The sequence below is a fragment of the Longimicrobiaceae bacterium genome, assembly GCA_035696245.1.
In the GTDB taxonomy this organism is placed as follows: domain Bacteria; phylum Gemmatimonadota; class Gemmatimonadetes; order Longimicrobiales; family Longimicrobiaceae; genus DASRQW01.
The window spans coordinates 1-16,548 of record DASRQW010000431.1; the positions used below are offsets into that span (position 1 = coordinate 1).

18 protein-coding genes are annotated in these 16,548 nt (G+C 71.1%); 11 read left to right on the forward strand and 7 right to left on the reverse strand.

The window, feature by feature from the left end:
• Window positions 1-362: 362 nt before the first annotated feature.
• The gene (locus VFE05_19275; protein ID HET6232224.1) at window positions 363-1,529 is read left to right on the forward strand and encodes a hypothetical protein; all 1,167 of its coding nucleotides are present in this window, start codon (window positions 363-365) and stop codon (window positions 1,527-1,529) included.
• A gap of 391 nt (window positions 1,530-1,920) precedes the next feature.
• Here the strand turns inward: VFE05_19275 and VFE05_19280 are convergent, their stop codons facing one another.
• A complete protein-coding gene (locus tag VFE05_19280; protein HET6232225.1) occupies window positions 1,921-2,667 on the reverse strand; it encodes a PIG-L deacetylase family protein in 747 nt (248 codons plus the stop codon).
• A gap of 435 nt (window positions 2,668-3,102) precedes the next feature.
• Here VFE05_19280 and VFE05_19285 point away from each other — a divergent pair, with 435 nt between their 5' ends.
• The 3 genes from VFE05_19285 to VFE05_19295 all read left to right on the forward strand — a co-directional run bounded on the left by VFE05_19285 (window position 3,103) and on the right by VFE05_19295 (window position 8,097).
• Entirely contained in the window at window positions 3,103-3,561 is a 459-nt protein-coding gene (locus tag VFE05_19285) for an SRPBCC family protein (protein ID HET6232226.1), read from the forward strand.
• A gap of 140 nt (window positions 3,562-3,701) precedes the next feature.
• The gene (locus VFE05_19290; GenBank protein ID HET6232227.1) at window positions 3,702-5,060 is read left to right on the forward strand and encodes a PrsW family intramembrane metalloprotease; all 1,359 of its coding nucleotides are present in this window, start codon (window positions 3,702-3,704) and stop codon (window positions 5,058-5,060) included.
• 388 nt (window positions 5,061-5,448) lie between these two features.
• The gene (locus VFE05_19295; GenBank protein ID HET6232228.1) at window positions 5,449-8,097 is read left to right on the forward strand and encodes a LysM peptidoglycan-binding domain-containing protein; all 2,649 of its coding nucleotides are present in this window, start codon (window positions 5,449-5,451) and stop codon (window positions 8,095-8,097) included.
• 95 nt (window positions 8,098-8,192) lie between these two features.
• Here the strand turns inward: VFE05_19295 and VFE05_19300 are convergent, their stop codons facing one another.
• A complete protein-coding gene (locus tag VFE05_19300) occupies window positions 8,193-8,381 on the reverse strand; it encodes a hypothetical protein (GenBank protein HET6232229.1) in 189 nt (62 codons plus the stop codon).
• 301 nt (window positions 8,382-8,682) lie between these two features.
• Window positions 8,683-8,895, reverse strand: a complete 213-nt coding sequence (locus VFE05_19305; protein ID HET6232230.1) for a CsbD family protein — start codon at window positions 8,893-8,895, stop codon at window positions 8,683-8,685.
• Between the two features lie 216 nt (window positions 8,896-9,111).
• Between VFE05_19305 and VFE05_19310 the strand changes: the two genes are divergently transcribed.
• From VFE05_19310 to VFE05_19340, 7 genes are all read left to right on the forward strand, one after another.
• Window positions 9,112-9,681: an NUDIX hydrolase gene (locus VFE05_19310; protein ID HET6232231.1), complete on the forward strand. Its 570-nt coding sequence runs from the start codon at window positions 9,112-9,114 to the stop codon at window positions 9,679-9,681.
• A gap of 205 nt (window positions 9,682-9,886) precedes the next feature.
• Entirely contained in the window at window positions 9,887-10,588 is a 702-nt protein-coding gene (locus VFE05_19315; protein ID HET6232232.1) for a hypothetical protein, read from the forward strand.
• An 86-nt stretch (window positions 10,589-10,674) separates the two neighbouring features.
• Complete coding sequence (locus VFE05_19320) at window positions 10,675-11,958, forward strand: dipeptidase (GenBank protein HET6232233.1); 1,284 nt, start codon at window positions 10,675-10,677, stop codon at window positions 11,956-11,958.
• A gap of 105 nt (window positions 11,959-12,063) precedes the next feature.
• Window positions 12,064-12,480, forward strand: coding sequence for a hypothetical protein (locus tag VFE05_19325; GenBank protein ID HET6232234.1), 417 nt, complete (start codon window positions 12,064-12,066; stop codon window positions 12,478-12,480).
• Complete coding sequence (locus VFE05_19330) at window positions 12,461-12,637, forward strand: hypothetical protein (GenBank protein ID HET6232235.1); 177 nt, start codon at window positions 12,461-12,463, stop codon at window positions 12,635-12,637. Before VFE05_19325 ends, VFE05_19330 begins: the two co-directional genes overlap by 20 nt.
• 11 nt (window positions 12,638-12,648) lie before the next feature.
• Window positions 12,649-13,167, forward strand: a complete 519-nt coding sequence (locus VFE05_19335) for a hypothetical protein (GenBank protein ID HET6232236.1) — start codon at window positions 12,649-12,651, stop codon at window positions 13,165-13,167.
• 83 nt (window positions 13,168-13,250) lie between these two features.
• Complete coding sequence (locus tag VFE05_19340) at window positions 13,251-13,955, forward strand: hypothetical protein (GenBank protein ID HET6232237.1); 705 nt, start codon at window positions 13,251-13,253, stop codon at window positions 13,953-13,955.
• Between the two features lie 84 nt (window positions 13,956-14,039).
• Here the strand turns inward: VFE05_19340 and VFE05_19345 are convergent, their stop codons facing one another.
• From VFE05_19345 to VFE05_19360, 4 genes are all read right to left on the reverse strand, one after another.
• Window positions 14,040-14,348 carry a HigA family addiction module antitoxin gene (locus VFE05_19345; protein HET6232238.1) on the reverse strand — a complete coding sequence of 103 codons (309 nt, stop codon included), beginning with the start codon at window positions 14,346-14,348 and terminating at the stop codon, window positions 14,040-14,042.
• A gap of 29 nt (window positions 14,349-14,377) precedes the next feature.
• Window positions 14,378-14,671 carry a type II toxin-antitoxin system RelE/ParE family toxin gene (locus VFE05_19350; protein ID HET6232239.1) on the reverse strand — a complete coding sequence of 98 codons (294 nt, stop codon included), beginning with the start codon at window positions 14,669-14,671 and terminating at the stop codon, window positions 14,378-14,380.
• Window positions 14,672-14,843: 172 nt separating this feature from the next.
• Window positions 14,844-15,089: a hypothetical protein gene (locus VFE05_19355; GenBank protein ID HET6232240.1), complete on the reverse strand. Its 246-nt coding sequence runs from the start codon at window positions 15,087-15,089 to the stop codon at window positions 14,844-14,846.
• Between the two features lie 60 nt (window positions 15,090-15,149).
• Complete coding sequence (locus tag VFE05_19360; GenBank protein ID HET6232241.1) at window positions 15,150-16,280, reverse strand: ribonuclease D; 1,131 nt, start codon at window positions 16,278-16,280, stop codon at window positions 15,150-15,152.
• Window positions 16,281-16,548 lie beyond the last annotated feature (268 nt).

Below are 16,548 nucleotides of genomic sequence, written 5' to 3' on the forward strand. Positions count from 1 at the left end.
GGCCGCCGCGGACTCGGCCATCGCATCCGGCGCGGCGGACCCGGTGCACGAGCTGGCGCCCGTCCGCGTCCCCGCGGGCGAGTAGCACCCGCGGCGTCACGCGCCGAGCATCTCCCGAATCACCGCCGTAGATCGTCGTTCGAGCGGATGGCGCTTTGCGCATCTGCCGTGGGGCGCTAGCCGGAGTGGATCGACGGGCGGCCGTTCATCTACCGAAACCAGTGTGGGCGCGGACTGGAGATGCGCGGCGGGCGGAGGCTTACGCGCTTGCGGAGGCCGCGGCCCGCGACGTGCAATCGACGCGCGCATCCAGTGCCGGGGCCTGCCCGCGGCACACGAAACGTTCAGACGTGGAGCCTTCCGTGAAGCGACCGCTCTTTCCCGTATTCCGCTCGACCCTGCTGGCCGCCGCGCTGGTCCTGCCGCTCACGGCCGCCGGCTGCGGCGACAAGGGCAACGCCGAGGCGGGCACCCAGAAGGCCGGCGCGGCGAACTCCGCCGGCGGCCCGAACGCCGCGAGCGCGCCCGCCGCGGGTGCCGCGGCCACCAGCCTCTCCGCCCAGGACACGTCCACGCGCACCGTGGGCTCGGTGCTGAAGCTGCCGACGGCGGCGGACAGCGCCAAGGCCGACAGCATCGCCAAGGCCGACAGCGTCAAGCAGCACTACAACTCCGGCGAGGACCCGCGCTTCGCCGCGCAGATGGGGTGGCCGGTGAACGGGCCCAAGCCGCTACCCGGCGCCATCCTGCCGCAGCACCGCATCGTGGCCTACTACGGCAACCCGCTCAGCAAGCGCATGGGCGTGCTGGGCGAGTACGAGAAGAGCGAGATGCTGCGCCGGCTGGACGGCGAGGTCGCCGCCTGGAACCGCGCCGACCCCGCGCACCCGGTGATGCCGGCGCTGCACCTGATCGTGTCGGTGGCGCAGGGCGAGCCGGGCCGCAACGGCAAGTACCGCATCATCATGCGCGACTCGATGATCAACGAGGTGCACAGCTGGGCCAGGTCGCGCAACGGCGTCTTCTTCATCGACATCCAGACCGGCTGGTCCACGATCCAGGAGATGCTGCCCAGCTTCGAGACGTTCCTCAAGCAGCCCGACGTGCACCTGGCGGTGGACCCGGAGTTCATGATGGTGGCCGCCCGCGTGCGGCCCGGCGCCAAGATCGGGCAGATGTCGGTGGCCGACATCAACTGGGTCACGGGCCAGGTGGCGCGCATCGTCCGCGAGAACCACCTGCCGCCCAAGGTGGTGGTGATCCACCGCTTCACGCGCAACATGATCCAGGGCAACACGCGCGACATCGTGCTGCGCCCCGAGGTGCAGCTGGTGATCAACATGGACGGGTGGGGCGCGCCGTGGCTCAAGCGCGACTCGTACCGCGACTACGTGGTGCGGCACCCGGTGGAGTACACCGGCTTCAAGATCTTCTACCACAACGACCAGAAGAAGGCCGGCTCGCGCCTGATGACCAAGCAGGAGGTCCTGGCCCTGCACCCCACCCCGCTGTACATCCAGTACCAGTAGCGGCTGGTAATCCGGCCGGCGCGCTACGATCGGCCGATGAAGTAGATGAGACGAGGGCCCCGGAGCGGATTCCGGGGCCCTCGTCTTTCCGGCACGAAGCATCGCCGGCAAGTCCGCGGTCGCGGCATCACGCCTGGCGGGTGAACCCGCGGCGACGGGGCGAAAGCCGCCGGCGCGGCCTGCTCCCGCACGATCTTCCCGAACCGCACTTCTACGCCATACGTTACTCGGAAGAACGCGGACTCGCCCCGCGCAGTGCACAGCGCGAGTCGCCAGGGCGTCAGCCGCGGGGAGACAAGCTCGATCCATACCAAGCTCGAACATGGGCCGAGGCCCGCCGTTCCCGGCTGACGGGTGCGGCCAGGCGAGTGTTACGAGCGAGCGGAGGACCTCACACCTGCTCCTCCCGCTCGGGGTGCGTCGGGTCGTCCGGCGCCGGGATGGCGGGGAGGAGCGAGGGCACGATGCCGCCCGCGGACTCCCAGGCGTCGTAGACCTCGGCGTGGCGCAGGCCGTACGGGGCGCCCGCGGTGGCCAGGCGAGCGGCGATCCACCCCGGCTCGCCGAACCTGATGCGCTCGTAGTAGAACTGCGCCAGCTCCAGGATCTTGGGCAGGTACGGCTCCACGTCCAGCACCACGGCCGGCAGCGTGGAGTGCGCGCCGCGGTACGTGAACACCGGCGCCAGCGCCCGGTGCGGTGCGGCGGGCGCGATCACCTTGGCGATGCGGGCCAGCGTCACCGCGTCGCGGAAGATCTTTCCGCACGCCTGGTGGTCCGGGTGGCGCATCCCCCGTCCCCACGCGTCGCCCCAGGTGAGCACCGCGTCGGGCTTCACGTCCACGATGAGGCGGGCCACCTCGCGGGCGGCCTCGGGCGTGGGGGCCAGGCCGGTGTCCGGGAAGTCCATGAAGCGCGTCTCCACGCCCAGGATCTCGCCCGCCTGCCGCCCGTGCTCCACGCGAATGCGCGCCACCTCGCTCTGCGGGATCGCGCCGAACGCCTCGGTCATCTCGCCCTTGGTGAGCCACACCACCACCACGCGGTCGCCGCGGGCGCGCTGCGCCATGATCGCGCCCACCGCGCCCACCTCGTCGTCCGGGTGCGCCAGCCCCACCAGCAGCGTCTGTCCCGCCATCTCGCATCTCCCCTGGTCGTCCGGATCGGAGCCGCGTCCGCGCCTCCCGAGCATCGTCCGCGACCGCGTCGCGGAAGCGGATTGAGATACCGCCATCCGACGCACGCGGGCAAGGACGGGACCGCTGGCGTGCGATCTCCACCGATGCCTGCGGCTCGTCCCTCGTCGTCGCGGACCTAACCTCGGCCCGGTCCGCATCGCCCTCGCCCGCTCGCCGCAGCGCGTATGAGCCGATCTCCATCTATCGAATGACTGGATGCCGTTCCGCGATGCCGGTGAGGTCGGGCGTGCTCCGCGTCGCGCGGATTGATGGAGGCGGACGGCGTGGATACGTTTAGGAGCGCGCGGCGGACCCGGATCGTTCGCAGCCGCAGGGGAGTGGCGGGACCGGCGGACCTTCCGCCTCGACCCGGCCGCGGACGAGAACGGAAGCCCATGAAGCTGCACCGGTTCGAGACCTTCCAGCGGCTCCCCGTCTCCCTGGCCGAGGTGTGGGATTTCGCGTCGGACCCGTCCAACCTGGCGCAGATCACGCCGCCGTCGCTCGGCTTGAGGGTCACGTCGCCCGCGCAGGGCAAGATGCATCCGGGCATGATCATCACCTACGTCGTGCGCCCGCTGTTCGGCGTGCCGGTGCGTTGGGTGACCGAGATCACGCACGTGGTGGAGCCGCACCTGTTCGTGGACGAGCAACGCTTCGGACCCTATCGCTTCTGGCACCACCAGCACCACTTCCGCGAGATCGACGGCGGGGTGGAGATGCGCGACGTGGTGCACTACGCCCTTCCCCGCGGCAGCGGCCCGGCCCGCCGCTGGATGGTGGAGCCGCGCCTGCGCGAGATCTTCGCCTTCCGCCGCCGCGTGCTGGACGAGAGATACGGCCCGTGGAAGTGAAGCCAGACGCGCATCTCCCGCCCGCCCCTCCCCCGGACCTCGCTCCCGGCGCGGCCGAGCCCAGCCACGCCGCTGATCCGGCCTCCACGCATCTCCCGAGTTCCCCCGTGCCCCATCTACCGTCTCCGCCGGCAAGGCCAGTGGATTCGGGCGACGTGAAGGGCACGGAAGATGGGATGCAGGCGATCGCTTCGGTGGATGCGGCGGACCCCGTTGCCTTGGTGGATTCGCGCGATGCGCGGGATGGATCGGAGGGCGAAGTCGAGGCGGGGCCGGCGCGGCGGAGTGCTTCGGTGGATGCGTCGGATGCGGCGCCCACGGCTCCGCCGAAGGCGCGGGGCGGCGCGCGGTGGGTGCTGCTCGGGCCCGCGCTGCTCTGCGGCTCGCTCAGCCTGCTGATGATCGGGAGCGAGGTGGGTGCGCGCTCGTTCGTGCTGGGGACGGTGCTCGCCGTTCTGCCCGTGCCGTTCTACGTGATGCTCGCGCTCTGGCTGGACCGCTTCGAGGCCGAGCCGCCGGGCGTGCTGGCGCAGACGTTCCTGTGGGGCGCCGCGGTGGCCGTCTTCATCGCCATGATGATCAACGGCTACGCCGAGAGCACGCTGGAAGCCATCGCCGGCACGCGCGCCTCGGAGGTGCTAGGCGCGGTCGTCTCGGCCCCGGTGGTCGAGGAGGTGGCGAAGGGCATCGCCCTGCTCTTCCTCTACTTCGAGTTCGACGACGAGTTCGACGGCGTGATCGACGGCGTCGTCTACGCCGCCATGGTGGGGCTGGGCTTCGCCATGGTGGAAAACATCCAGTACTACGGCGAGGCGCTGAACGAGGGCACGCAGAGCTCGCTGGTGACCTTCATGATCCGGGGGATGATGGGCCCCTTCGCCCATCCGTTCTTCACCAGCATGATCGGCATCGGGCTGGGCGTGGCGCGCGAGGGGCCGCCCGGCGGGCGCCGGTACCTGCCGCCGCTGCTGGGGCTGGTGGCGGCCATCTCGCTGCACGCGCTGTGGAACCTGGCCGCCAGCTTCGACCAGTACTTCGTGCCCGCGTACCTGCTGGTGATGGTGCCTGCGTTCTTCGGCGTGCTGGCGCTCATCTACGTGTCGCTGCGGCGCGAGAGCGGCGTGATCCGCGACCACCTGGCGCCGCTGGTGGACGACGGGCTGCTGGACCCGGCCGAGCTGGAGTGCCTGTGCAGGGTCCGCTCGCGCCTGCGCGCCACCACCGACGCCTGGCGCGCGGGCGGGGCGGAGGGCTGGCGCCTGCGCCGCGAGCTTCACCAGACGGCGAGCGAGCTGGCGTTCCACCGCTGGCGGGTGCGCCGCGGCATCACCCGCGGCCCCCACGCCGACGCCGCCCGCGAAGCCGCCTACCGCCGCCGCCTCGCCGAGCTGTGCGCCCACCCGTGGCGGGTGCCGGCGCGGGTGGATCGCGGTTATGCGGACGCGACGGACCTCGCGCAGGGCGACAGTGACGCATCGGCCTCGACGCCTGGCGGCTGAAGCCGCGGCTACGACGGCACGACGGCCACCTGCGTGGCCTGCATCTTCGGCATCGTCGCGCTGCTTCGAGCTTCCACATCGACCGCGAATCGCGCGGCGGCGGTTCGTCGTCGGAGTCTCGCCGCGACAGCCTGCGCGCGTTCTCTGGCGGTCGAGGTGGCCGGCAGGCGCGACCTCCGCCGACAACCTTCCGGACCCGCACGGCATCGCATCTACACGAATGCCGGGCGATCGCCGCATCCGCATCTGCCGAGCATCCCGCAAACCACCTAGACCTTGGTGGTGCGCGGAGTTATCTTGCGCTTCCACGACCGTGACCTGCCGCGGCAGGCGCCGATCCATGCGGCGCTTTCACCCGCTTCCCCGTCTCCTCCCCGCGCAATTGCCGATGTCCCGTTCCACCCTGCAGCCGCTGGCCGCGGCGGCGCTCCTGCTGGCCGCCACGGGCTGCGGCGGCGGACGTCCCGCCACGGGGCCCACCCCAGCTCCGGCGCCCGCAGCGGGTGCCGAGCAGCTGGGCCGCGAGCCCGCCATCGAGGCCGCCCGGCCGGTGCCCGTCTCCAGCAGCCTGCTGGGCAGCGCGCACTACGACCTGCCGCTCGAGGCCAACCAGTGGGTCGCCGCCGAGCTGGACTTCCTGGTCACGCAGCGCCACGAGGTCATCGGGCAGTGGCTGCAGCGGGCGGACTACTACGACCAGTTCGTGCAGGACGTGTTCGGGCGCTACGGCATCCCCAAGGACCTGCACCACCTGGCGATGGTGGAGAGCGGCTACACCACGGGCGCACACAGCCGGGCGGGCGCGGTGGGGATGTGGCAGTTCATGGCCGGCACCGCGCGCGGCATGGGCTTGCGCGTGGACGACGTGGTGGACGAGCGCATGGATCCCGTGCGCGCCACGCACGCCGCCGCGCGCCACCTGCGCGACTTGAACCAGGCGTTCAACGGCGACTGGGCGCTGGCCGTGGCCGCGTACAACGCGGGCTCGGGCCGCATCAGCCGGGGGCTGCGCAGCTACTCGGTGTCGAACTTCTGGGATCTTGCGCAGCAGGGGAACCTGGCCGACGAGACCAAGCGCTACGTGCCGCGCCTGTACGCCGTTACCATCATCGCGCACGACCCGGCGCGCTTCGGCTACGCGGCGCCCGCTGGGCCGGTGCGCCGCTTCGCGTACGACAGCGTTCGCGTAGACGTCGTGACGCCGCTCACCGACCTGGCGGGCATCGGCGGGCTGCCGCTGGCGGAGCTGGCCACGCTCAACCCGCACCTGGTCCGGGGCCTGGCGCCCGCCGGCTACTGGGTGTGGACGCCCGCGGGCACCGGCGCGGCCACCCAGCAGGCGTTCCAGTCGTCGGAGTTCCGCCGCAGCGGCGGGGCGGACTTCTACACCGTCCGCCGCGGCGACGACGTGGCGAAGCTGGCGGACCTCGTCGGGATCCCGGCGGACCGCATCCGGGAGATGAACCCGCGCGTAGTGGTCGGCGGCAGCGTCGCGTCGGGCCAGAAGCTCGCGCTACCCGCCGCCGCCGCGCGCTTCCTGAGCGCCCGCCCGGTGGAGCGCGTGGCCGTCCGCGACGACAGCACGGCCGACACCGACTCCACCACCGGCCTGGTGCGCCGCCGCGACCGCTCTCAGGCGTCCGGCTCCGGCAACGCGACGAACGACGACACGGACGCCGCTCCGCGTACCACTCGCACCGCGAACTCCGGCCGCACAGAGCGCACCGACGCGTCGTCGGAACGGCCCGCCAGGTCGGAAGATGCGGAGCGGCCGTCGCGCCCCCGCACGTCCGAGCGCACCGGTACGGCAACCCGTACGGGAGATGCGGACCGGCCCGCGCGCGCGCCGGAGTCTTCGGACGACGAGAAGCCCGTGCGCTCTACCGCATCCACCTCCACCCGCTCCGGCCGCACGGGTGATTCCGAAGCGTCATCGCCGCGCTCCACGCGCCGGGCGAGCGAGTCGGGCGATGACGGCGGCGCGGCGCCCGCAAAGCCGCGCCGCACGACGGATGGTGAATCGGCCTCGGCGGCGCGCACGCGCAGCGGCTCGCGCACCGCATCGGACGATGAAGCGAAGCCGCCGCGCACCTCGTCACGTTCGGCATCTTCCGAGAGCGGTTCGCGGACATCCGCCACGCGCGAGTACGTGGTGAAGGAAGACGAGACGCTGTTCGCGATCGCGCGGCGGTTCGGGGTGACGGTCACGCAGATCCGCGAGGCGAACGATCTGGGCTCCTCGTCCGTCCGCCCCGGCCGCAAGCTCCGCATCCCGCGCGCGGCCCGCTCTGACGCGAGCGACGACGACACGCCTGCCCGCGAGCGTTCGTCGGCCGGCAGCCGCGCCCGGAGCAGCGAATCGTCCAGCACGCGTTCGCGCGGTGGCGAATCTTCGGGTGAGCGGCCCAGGAGCGGCGAATCGTCGAGCGAACGGACGCGGAGCGAGGGCTCGTCCGCCTCGCGCCCGCCCACGTCGGGCGAGTCGGCGCGGGGGGAAGGTTCGTCGGCCGAGCGGAGCCGCACCCGCGCGTCGGGTGAGTCGTCGAGCGGCGAAAGCTCGTCGAGCGAGCGGCGCCGGGCGAGCGGGGATGTCGAGCGGAGCAGCGGCGAGCGATCGTCCGCGAGCAAGCCGGGCAGCGAGCGAGCCGAGCCGAGCCGCGGTGAAGCTGCCCGCAACGCGCGCGTGGCGGGTGAGCGGGCGGCCGAGCGCACCAGCGGCGAAGGCGCGAGCACCCGCACACGGCGCACGAACGGCGACGGCGACAGCAAGCCGTCGCGCGAGGGCGAGTCCGCGCGCCGCGAAGGCTCGTCGACCCGAGGCGAGAGCGGGTCCAGCCGCGAGGGCAGCAGCGCGTCCCGGAGCGAGGGCGGGCGGACGCGCGCGACGGAGCACACGGTGAAGAGCGGCGAGACGCTGTACAGCATCGCGCGGCAGTATTCGGTGACGGTGGCGGCGCTGCGCGAGGCGAACGACCTGGGCGAGCGCACCTCCATCGCCCCCGGCCGCAAGCTGCGCATCCCCGCGCCCAAGAGCTGAGGCGCGGCTGGCTCTACATGAGAAAGCCCCGGTCCACGCAAGCGGATCGGGGCTTCTTCGCATCTTCCGTCACGCCGCCGTGGCAGCGTGCCGGGCTATTCGGTCACGTTCTCCACCTCGTCTTCGGCCAGGCCGACGACCTCGCCGCCCTCGAACTGCACCATGAAGCCGTCGCGGCCCTCCTCGTTGGTGTCGGCGCCCCAGTGGCCGATGACCTCGCCGACCTTGCCCACGAAGCGCTCGGACTGCTCGTAGTTGGAGCGTACCACGCGAACTCTGTGCATCGCCGTCTCCCTGGTTTGGTCGTCGTCTGCCCGGCCGCCGCCCACGCATAAGCCGCGCCCCGCGCGCCCGGACGAGGCTGGAGATGCACGGCCGCGCATCGGGAGATGCGTATCGGTCCGCGCGCTCATCTACCGCGTCTGCCGGCACATCTGCCGATGCGCATCAATCCGGCCCGGCCTCCAGCCAGCGACCTCGAACGAGCAAGCGACGTCGACGGCTTCGCATCTCCCCGACACCAGAAATGCGAAGCCGCCCCGGCTGATGGGCCGGGGCGGCTTGCGTGTCGCGGTGGCGTGTCGATCAGACCTCGCCCTTGGCCTGCTTGGCCGCCACGCGGCGCAGGTTGGCCTCTTCCACCGCGTCGGAGGCGCGCACCATGTCCTGCTCGGCGGTGCCTTCGATCTGATCCAGGCGGCCCTCTTCCTTGATCTTCCGGTCGCCCAGCAGGTCGCCCATGCCTTCCTTGAGGACCCCGCCCAGGTGCTTCGCCTTGCCGCTCAGGTCGTCAGCCATGTCATTGCCCCGGTTGCAGTTAGTCGCTTCCCGTCCCTGCGTGCCCAAGGGGCAAGAGCCATGCCGCGCACCGAGCCTTCCGCCGGCCTCGCATCGCCCGGCGCCGGAGGCTCGCACGCGACGAAGCAGCCCCGTCGGAGCCCGGATCGGCGCGCGCCTTGCAAACGCGCACGGCTGGCCAGACGACGATCACGCAACCGGCGGAAGAGCGGGTGGATGGCGGAAGATGCACCGCACGGCGGCGAGCCGGAGGCGTGGGACACGGTGGAGACGGAGCCGCTGGGAGACTTCGGCATCTTCACCCTGCGGCGCGAGGAGGCGCGGTCGCCGCGGACGGGCAGCGTTCGCACCTTCCACATCACGGAATCGCCCCAGAGCGTGGCGGTGATCGCCGTCACCCCGGCGGACGAGCTGGTGATGGTGCTCCAGTACCGCCTCCCGGTGCGGCGCGTGACGCTGGAGACCCCTGCCGGCATCATGGAGGAGGGTGAGACCCCCGCAGAGGCCGCCGCCCGCGAGCTGCGCGAGGAAACCGGGTACGAGGGCGAGCCGGGCGTGGTGCTGGGCACCTTCCAGCTCAACCCGTCGTGGCAGGTGATCGAGGTGCACGCGGTGCTCGTCCGCAACGCCACCCGCAGCGCCGGCAAGGAGCTGGACGAGGGCGAGGACACCCGCGTGCGCCTGGTGCCGCTGGCGGACGTGCGCGGCGAGGTGGCGGCGGGCCGCGTCGACGCGGCGGTCGCCATCAGCGCCCTCGCCCTGTACGACTGGCGGCGGACCGCCTGAGAGCGCAGCGTCGACCGGCGGCCCGTCGCGCGTTCCCGGACGGCGCGGACTTCCGCACGGCGCGTGCGGAGCGCTATCATACACGGATCGCGGTGCCGCCGGGCGAGAGCGGTCCGGCGCCGCGGCATCATCCTTCCATGCTTTCCTCCGCGCCAACGACACACACCGCGCCGCACCGGCGCGGCAAACCCAAGCGAGGGCTTGAATGACGGCTGCGCCGGACGGGACCACCGGAGATGGCAGGACGCCGGGGCAGGATCGCGCGGGCGACCGCCGCGCCAAGGATCGCCGCCGCACCGACCGGCGCACGCCCGTGCCGTGGTGGCGCAAGCCCCTGGCGCTGGTGGCGTACGGCGCCGTGGGGCTCGGCCTCGTGCTGCTGGCGTTCAAGGCGATGCAGCCGGACGACCCGGGCCCCACCAACGCCGCGCTGGTGACCGCCCCCGCCGGGGGCGATGCGCCCGCGCCGCCGCCCGCCACCACGGGGCCCGCCGAGCCCGCGTATGGCTCCGCGGGGTTCGAGCGGCTCACGCTGGAGGGGCAGCGCGCGGTGGGCAAGCGCGTGCGCACGGAGCTGTTCTGCTCCGCGCCCAGCACCTTCTCCATCAACAAGACCGCCGGCGAGGTGCAGGAGGCGGTGCGCAGCCTGGCGGACCGCGAGGGCCACGTGCCTGCCGCCGAGTGCCGCTGGGGCGCGCAGAACGACGAGCGGCGCGAGGAGATGCTGCTGATCGTGCCGCCGGACCTGGCGCGCGACTTCGCCGCCGCGCCGGTCACCACCGACGACTTCGTGGAGCGCCGCCGCCTGGTGGCCGACGTGGAGTGGATCGGCCGCTCCGAGACGCTGCAGCTTCGCACCGGCGGCATCCTGCGCGCCGTGGTGAAGGCTGCCGCCGCTCCGCGCTGACGCCGCTTCCGCATCACCCCGGCTCCGTCCGCTTGGGAGCCGGGCCCGATCCGCCGCCGCACCTCTCCCCAACTCGGCATACACGCATGCGCGCTCGCCGCACCGCCGGGGCGCTCGCCCTGGCCACCGCCCTGACCACCGCACCCGTGCTCGCCCAGACCCCCGCCGCCACGCCGGCCGATGCCGCGCTGCTTGCCCGCGCCATGCGCCTCCAGGCGCAGGTGCCGCTCATTGACGGGCACAACGACCTGCCGTGGGAGATCCGCGAGAAGGGCGGCAGCGACCTGTCGAAGCTGGACTTCGAGCACTCGCTTCCGGGCCAGCACACCGACATCCCGCGGCTGAAGCAGGGCGGCGTGGGCGGCGTCTTCTTCGCGGCGTACGTGCCGGTCGACTTCGCGGCGGGCGGCGCCGCGCGCGTGGCGCTGGAGCAGATCGACCTCATCCACCGCATGGCCGGCCACTCGCCCGAGCTGGAGCTGGCGACCACTGCGGCCGACGTGGAGCGCATTCACCGCGCGGGCCGCATCGCCGCGCTGATCGGCATCGAGGGCGGGCACGCCATCGAGAACTCGCTGGGCACGCTGCGGCAGTTCCACGCGCTGGGCGTGCGCTACATGACGCTCACCCACGCCAACACCATCGACTGGGCCGACGCGGCCACCGACTCCGCCGTCCACGGCGGGCTCACGCCGTTCGGCGAGGAGGTGGTGCGGGAGATGAACCGCCTGGGCATGCTCGTCGACCTCTCGCACGTCTCCGCCGAGACGATGCGCGACGCCATCCGCGTGGCCCGCGCGCCGGTCATCTTCTCGCACTCGTCCGCGCAGGCCATCGCCGACCACCCGCGCAACGTGCCCGACGACGTGCTGGCGCTGCTGAAGACGAACGGCGGCGTGGTGATGGTCAACTTCTTCTCCGGCTTCGACCACCCCCAGGGCGCCCGGCTGATGCGCGACATGTTCGACGTGCAGCGCCGCTTCAAGGCCGAGAACCCCAACGATCCCGCCCGCGCGGACAGCCTGTACCACGCCTGGAGCGACGCCAACCCCGTTCCCCGCGGTGACGTGGCGATGGTGGCGGACCACATCGACCACGTCGTGAAGGTCGCCGGGATCGACCACGTGGGCATCGGCTCGGACTTCGACGGGATCAGCGTGCTGCCCGCCGGGCTGGAGGACGTGGCGCACTTCCCCAACCTCACCGTGGAGCTGCTGCGACGCGGCTACAGCGATGCGGACGTGAAGAAGGTGCTGGGCCTGAACATCCTCCGCGTCATGCGCGAGGCCGAGGCGGACGCCGTTCGCCTTCAGCGCGAGCGTGGCCCCTCCACCGCCACCATCGAGCAGCTCGACGGCCCCAAGCGGTGACGGCGCATGATCAACTAAACGTGGTTAGATCGCCCCCGAACCTAACGTCCTTTGAAAATCCCTCGGATCTACCTCGATACGTCGGTGCTGGGAGGATGCTTCGACGTGGAGTTTGCCGTCTGGTCGAACGCGTTGATGGAAGATTTTCGGAGTCGTCGCATGGTGCCGGTGATGTCGGATCTCTTGGCCGCCGAAATCACCCTGGCGCCTGCTACGGTGCGCGCGATTCATGCAGAACTACGAGCAATCGGCGAACTGGTCGGACTCACTCCCGAGACTTCGGAGCTTCTGTCGGCTTACGAATCCCACGGGATTCTCAGTCCGAAGTACCATTCGGACATGTCTCACATCGCACTCGCGACCGTGTGCGGGGCCGACGCCGTTGCGAGCTGGAACTTCAAGCACCTCGTCCGTTTTGATAAGATTCGTCTGTTCAACGCAGTGAACCTTGAACAGGGATACAAACCGATCGCGATCCATTCACCACGCGAGGTGGCCACGTATGGCGGAGAACGAGATTGACGCGATGGCGATGGTCCGGGCCATCCGGGATCGTATCAACGAGGAAACCAAGGGCATGTCGAGCGAGGAGTTCCGGGCTTACATAGCTCAGCGCGCCGCCTTGCTGGACAACGGCGAAACGCGCGACGAACGGCGGGGCAGCCCCGCTGCGGCGTGAGCAGCAGACGCGTGGGTCGACGTTTTGAGGAGCAGCACCTCGATTCGGCGGAGATCCGAAAAGGACTGAAGGCGGCGCTGCTCCTCCTCGTCGCCGTGCCTGCCCTCTGGTTCGTGCTCTCGCGCGGCTTCCGGGCGATGCGCGGGCCGCCGGCCGCGAGCCTGACGCTGGACTCGCCGCTGGGCGACCCGCTGCTCACCGGGCCGGTCGACCTGCGCGAGGGCAACGTCGTCATCGCGGGGCATGACGAGGTAGGCCGCCTCCAGACGGTGCGGCGCGTGTCGCCGGCGGACTCGCGGCCCTACCGCGTTTGGGTGGGCGAGTGGCGTGACGGACAGCCCTCCGCCGCGCTTCGCCGCGTGCCCGGGCTGATCGCCTGGGTGGAGAGCTGCGACCTCAAGCATCCCAACGTGATCCACCTGCTGCCCGCCGCCTCGGTAGATGCGGGCTATCCCGTGGGCCGTCTCTTCCTTGGCGGCGACGTGCTGGACGTGTACGCCACCGCGCAGGAAGCCCCTGCCTGCCGCTGACGCCGCCGCATCCCCGGTCCCGTCACGCATCCTCCCTCGCCGCCGCTCCTCATCCGCAGCGGACTTCCCGAACCTCGCCTGCCATGCGACTCGTCTGCCCGTCGTGCAACGCCCCTGTATCCGCGGAAGATGCGAACCTGGCCACCGGCCTGGCGAAGTGTGTCGTCTGCCAGAACGTCTTCCGCTTCGACACCGCGCCGGAGCTGGCCTCGTCGCCGGATGATGCGGCACCGCGCCGTCCCGCCGCGCCTCGTCCGTCGAGCCTGACGCTCCAGGACCGCGGGGGAGAGCTGACGCTGGTGCGGCGCTGGTTCTCGCCGAAGATCATCTTTCTCACGTTCTTCTGCGTGTTCTGGGACGGGTTCCTGGTGTTCTGGTACACGATGGCGTTCCACGGCACCACGCCGCTGGTGGCGAAGCTGTTTCCGCTCATCCACGTCACGGCGGGGATCTTCATCACCTACGCAGCGGTCACGGGCTACGTGAACTCGACCATGGTGCGGGTGGGACCGCGCGGCCTATCGGTGCGCCACGGGCCCCTGCCGTGGCCGGGCAACCTGACGCTGAACACCAGCGCGCTCAAGCAGCTCTACTGCGAGGAGCGCGTACAGAGCACCCGCAACGGCCGCAGCTACAGCTACCACCTGAACGCCGTGCTCAGCGACGGCAGCAAGAAGAAGCTCCTGAGCGGCCTCGACTCGCCCGACGAGCCGCGCTACGTCGAGCAGCAGGTGGAGAAGTGGCTGAAGATCCGCGACGAGCCCGTGGCCGGCGAGTTCCGGGGATGACGAGCAGGTAGACGACGAAGAGGGCGTCCGGCCGTGTCAGCCGGACGCCCTCTTCTCATCCTGCGATTTGAGATACGGCGCCAGTCAGCGCGCGGTGAGCTGCGGGATCTGCTCGATCTCGCTGGCCACGGGCGAATGCATCGCCTGGTACAGGTCCCAGCGGAGCTGGAGGTTGAGCCAGAAGTCCGGCGTCGTCCCCAGCGCCCGCCCCAGCCGAAGCGCCGTGTCCGGCGTGACGCCGCGCTTGCCATTGGCGATCAGGTTCACGCGCTGGAACGGGATCTTGAGCGCGAGCGCAAGCTGCGACTGCGAGATGCCGAGCGGCTTCAGGAACTCTTCCACCAGCATCTCGCCCGGGTGCACGGGCGCGCGGTGCGTGGGTATGCGAACCATCTTCAACCTCCTGCTCGAGTTCCCGCCTATTAGTGATAGTCCACGATCTCCACTCCGGCCGGCCCTTTCGGCGTCCAATCGAAGCACACGCGGTACTGCCGATTGATGCGGATGCTGTACTGCCCGCACCGATCGCCGACCAGCTTCTCCAACTCGTTTCCCGGCGGGGCCCGCAGGTCGAGCAGCGCCGCGGCCGAGTCCAGCGCTTCCAGCTTCCGGATGGCGACCCGCAGCAGCTCCGGCGGGCATGCGCGCCGCGCTTCGCGAGTGCTGCGGCCGTAGAAGACGTCCTTCGTACCCGCGTCCTTGAACGAGACGATCATCTGGATGGATGGAGAAGCGGTGTGCGCTTCTCTTAGTAGAATTGTACCGCATCGCAGTATACCTGTCAACGGTATAGATGCAGCGCCGGCGCGTGCCGCTTTCGGGAGCAGGAACAAGAAAGGGGTGGGACGCGCCGGCGTCCCACCCCTCCTCATCTGCTTTCGTGACGTTTCAGGCCACCCCGGCCGCGGTTTTGGCCAGCTCCAGCCGGCGCCTCAACTCTTTCTCGCCCATGGTGCGGATGGCGAAGGCCGCCGCTTCCGGGCTGTTGAACTCGATGGGCGTGAGCACCGTCTCCGCGTCCATCCGGCCGGCGGGACGGAAGCCGAGTGTGGCGCCCTGCCGCCGGTGCGCGACCACCGTGTCGACTGCTACCACATCCCAGGTCTGGCCCTGATCGTCCGTTATCTGTCGCATGGCCCCTCCCGCGGGTCCGTGTGGTCGAATGTCCGAGGCCGCGGAAGGCGGCCGGATTCGCTACTTCTTCGCCAGCACCTTGAGCAGCGCGTCGCCGATGGCCTCTACCTGCCAGCGCCGCACGCCGGGCACCTTCTCCAGCGCCTCGCGCGTGGCGGGGCGGGCGCGGGCCACCTCTTCCAGCAGCGCGCGCGACATCACGAAGCCCGCGTCCATGTCGATCTCCTCGGCGCGGACGTTCCGGGCGTGCTTGAGCGCCTCGGTGCGCGCCTCCAGCTCCGGGTCGCGGTCCCAGCGCTTGGCCGGGGGGAAGCGCGGCAGCTCGCCGTCCGGCACCTCCAGCCCGCGGCGAACGGCGGCCATGATGTCGCGGCCGCGGCGTTGCGCCAGGCCCTCGGAGATGCCGGTCACGCGCGGCAGGTCGGCCTCGGACTGCGGCGGGGCGGCGCTCATCTCCAGCAGCGCCTGGTTGCCCAGCACGCGGAACGTGGCCTGGTCGCGCTCGCGCGCCACCTTCTCGCGCCACTCGTACAGCTCGCGCAGGATCGCCAGCCCGCGCGGCGCCAGGTCGCGTGCGCCCTTGACCTTCAGGAACGCCTCGCGGCCGTCTTCCTGCTCGGCCCAGCGCGTCAGCTCGCGGCGGCGGAACTCCTCTTCCGCCCAGTGCATGCGGCCCTTGGCCTCCAGCGCCTCGCGGAGCTTGTCGCGCAGATCGGGCAGGTGCGCCGTGTCGGTCGTGGCGTACTGCTTCATCCCCTCGGTGAGGGGGCGCTCGGCCCAGTCGGCGCGCTGGTATTCCTTGGCGAGCTTGATGCCGAGGTACTTCTCCACCACGTTGCCCAGGCCCAGCGAGCGCTCGCCCAGGAAGGCGGCGGCCGTCTGCGTGTCGAACAGGTTCACCAGGCGCAGGCCGGCGTCGCGGTCCAGGATGCGCAGGTCGTAGTCGGCGTCGTGGAAGATGGTCTCGATCGCCGGGTCCTCGAACAGCTCGGCGAGCGGGCCCAGGTCGTCGATGGCGAGCGGGTCCACCAGCCAGTGCTCGTCGCGCGACGAGAGCTGAACCAGGCTGAGCCGGTCGAAGTAGCGATGGTATCCGGCCGCCTCGGTGTCGGCGGCGATGAGGGGCAGGTCGCGCAGGCGTTCCACGACCTGGCGCAGGCCCTCGGGGGTGTCGATGTACGTGTAATCCATGGAGCCGCCGTCTGAAGGTTGCGGCAAAATCGCCCTTCGCGGCCGGGCTGGCAAGTCTCCGGCCGCGCGGGCCGGGCGTATGTAGATGCGGGATGGACAGCTACGGCGCGAGCAATGCCGACGAGCCGAGTAAGGATCTTCGCAGGCCTGCACTTGGGCGATGCCTGGCGACGGTAGATGGGGCGCCGCGGAGAGCCGATCCAGGCGGGCTCGGCAGATGGGGATGCTTCGTCGAACGTGCCGTGTCGAAGGATTCGTCGTTGCGGCA

Bases quoted from the DNA above. Each gene is read 5' to 3' on its own strand.
- VFE05_19280 (HET6232225.1), bottom strand. From the start codon at position 2,667: ATGGCGGGACAGACGCTGCTGGTGGGGCTGGCGCACCCGGACGACGAG.
- VFE05_19285 (HET6232226.1), top strand. From the start codon at position 3,103: ATGAAGCTGCACCGGTTCGAGACCTTCCAGCGGCTCCCCGTCTCCCTG.
- VFE05_19295 (HET6232228.1), top strand. From the start codon at position 5,449: ATGTCCCGTTCCACCCTGCAGCCGCTGGCCGCGGCGGCGCTCCTGCTG.
- VFE05_19300 (HET6232229.1), bottom strand. From the start codon at position 8,381: ATGCACAGAGTTCGCGTGGTACGCTCCAACTACGAGCAGTCCGAGCGC.
- VFE05_19305 (HET6232230.1), bottom strand. From the start codon at position 8,895: ATGGCTGACGACCTGAGCGGCAAGGCGAAGCACCTGGGCGGGGTCCTC.
- VFE05_19310 (HET6232231.1), top strand. From the start codon at position 9,112: ATGGCGGAAGATGCACCGCACGGCGGCGAGCCGGAGGCGTGGGACACG.
- VFE05_19315 (HET6232232.1), top strand. From the start codon at position 9,887: ATGACGGCTGCGCCGGACGGGACCACCGGAGATGGCAGGACGCCGGGG.
- VFE05_19320 (HET6232233.1), top strand. From the start codon at position 10,675: ATGCGCGCTCGCCGCACCGCCGGGGCGCTCGCCCTGGCCACCGCCCTG.
- VFE05_19330 (HET6232235.1), top strand. From the start codon at position 12,461: ATGGCGGAGAACGAGATTGACGCGATGGCGATGGTCCGGGCCATCCGG.
- VFE05_19340 (HET6232237.1), top strand. From the start codon at position 13,251: ATGCGACTCGTCTGCCCGTCGTGCAACGCCCCTGTATCCGCGGAAGAT.
- VFE05_19345 (HET6232238.1), bottom strand. From the start codon at position 14,348: ATGGTTCGCATACCCACGCACCGCGCGCCCGTGCACCCGGGCGAGATG.
- VFE05_19350 (HET6232239.1), bottom strand. From the start codon at position 14,671: ATGATCGTCTCGTTCAAGGACGCGGGTACGAAGGACGTCTTCTACGGC.
- VFE05_19355 (HET6232240.1), bottom strand. From the start codon at position 15,089: ATGCGACAGATAACGGACGATCAGGGCCAGACCTGGGATGTGGTAGCA.
- VFE05_19360 (HET6232241.1), bottom strand. From the start codon at position 16,280: ATGGATTACACGTACATCGACACCCCCGAGGGCCTGCGCCAGGTCGTG.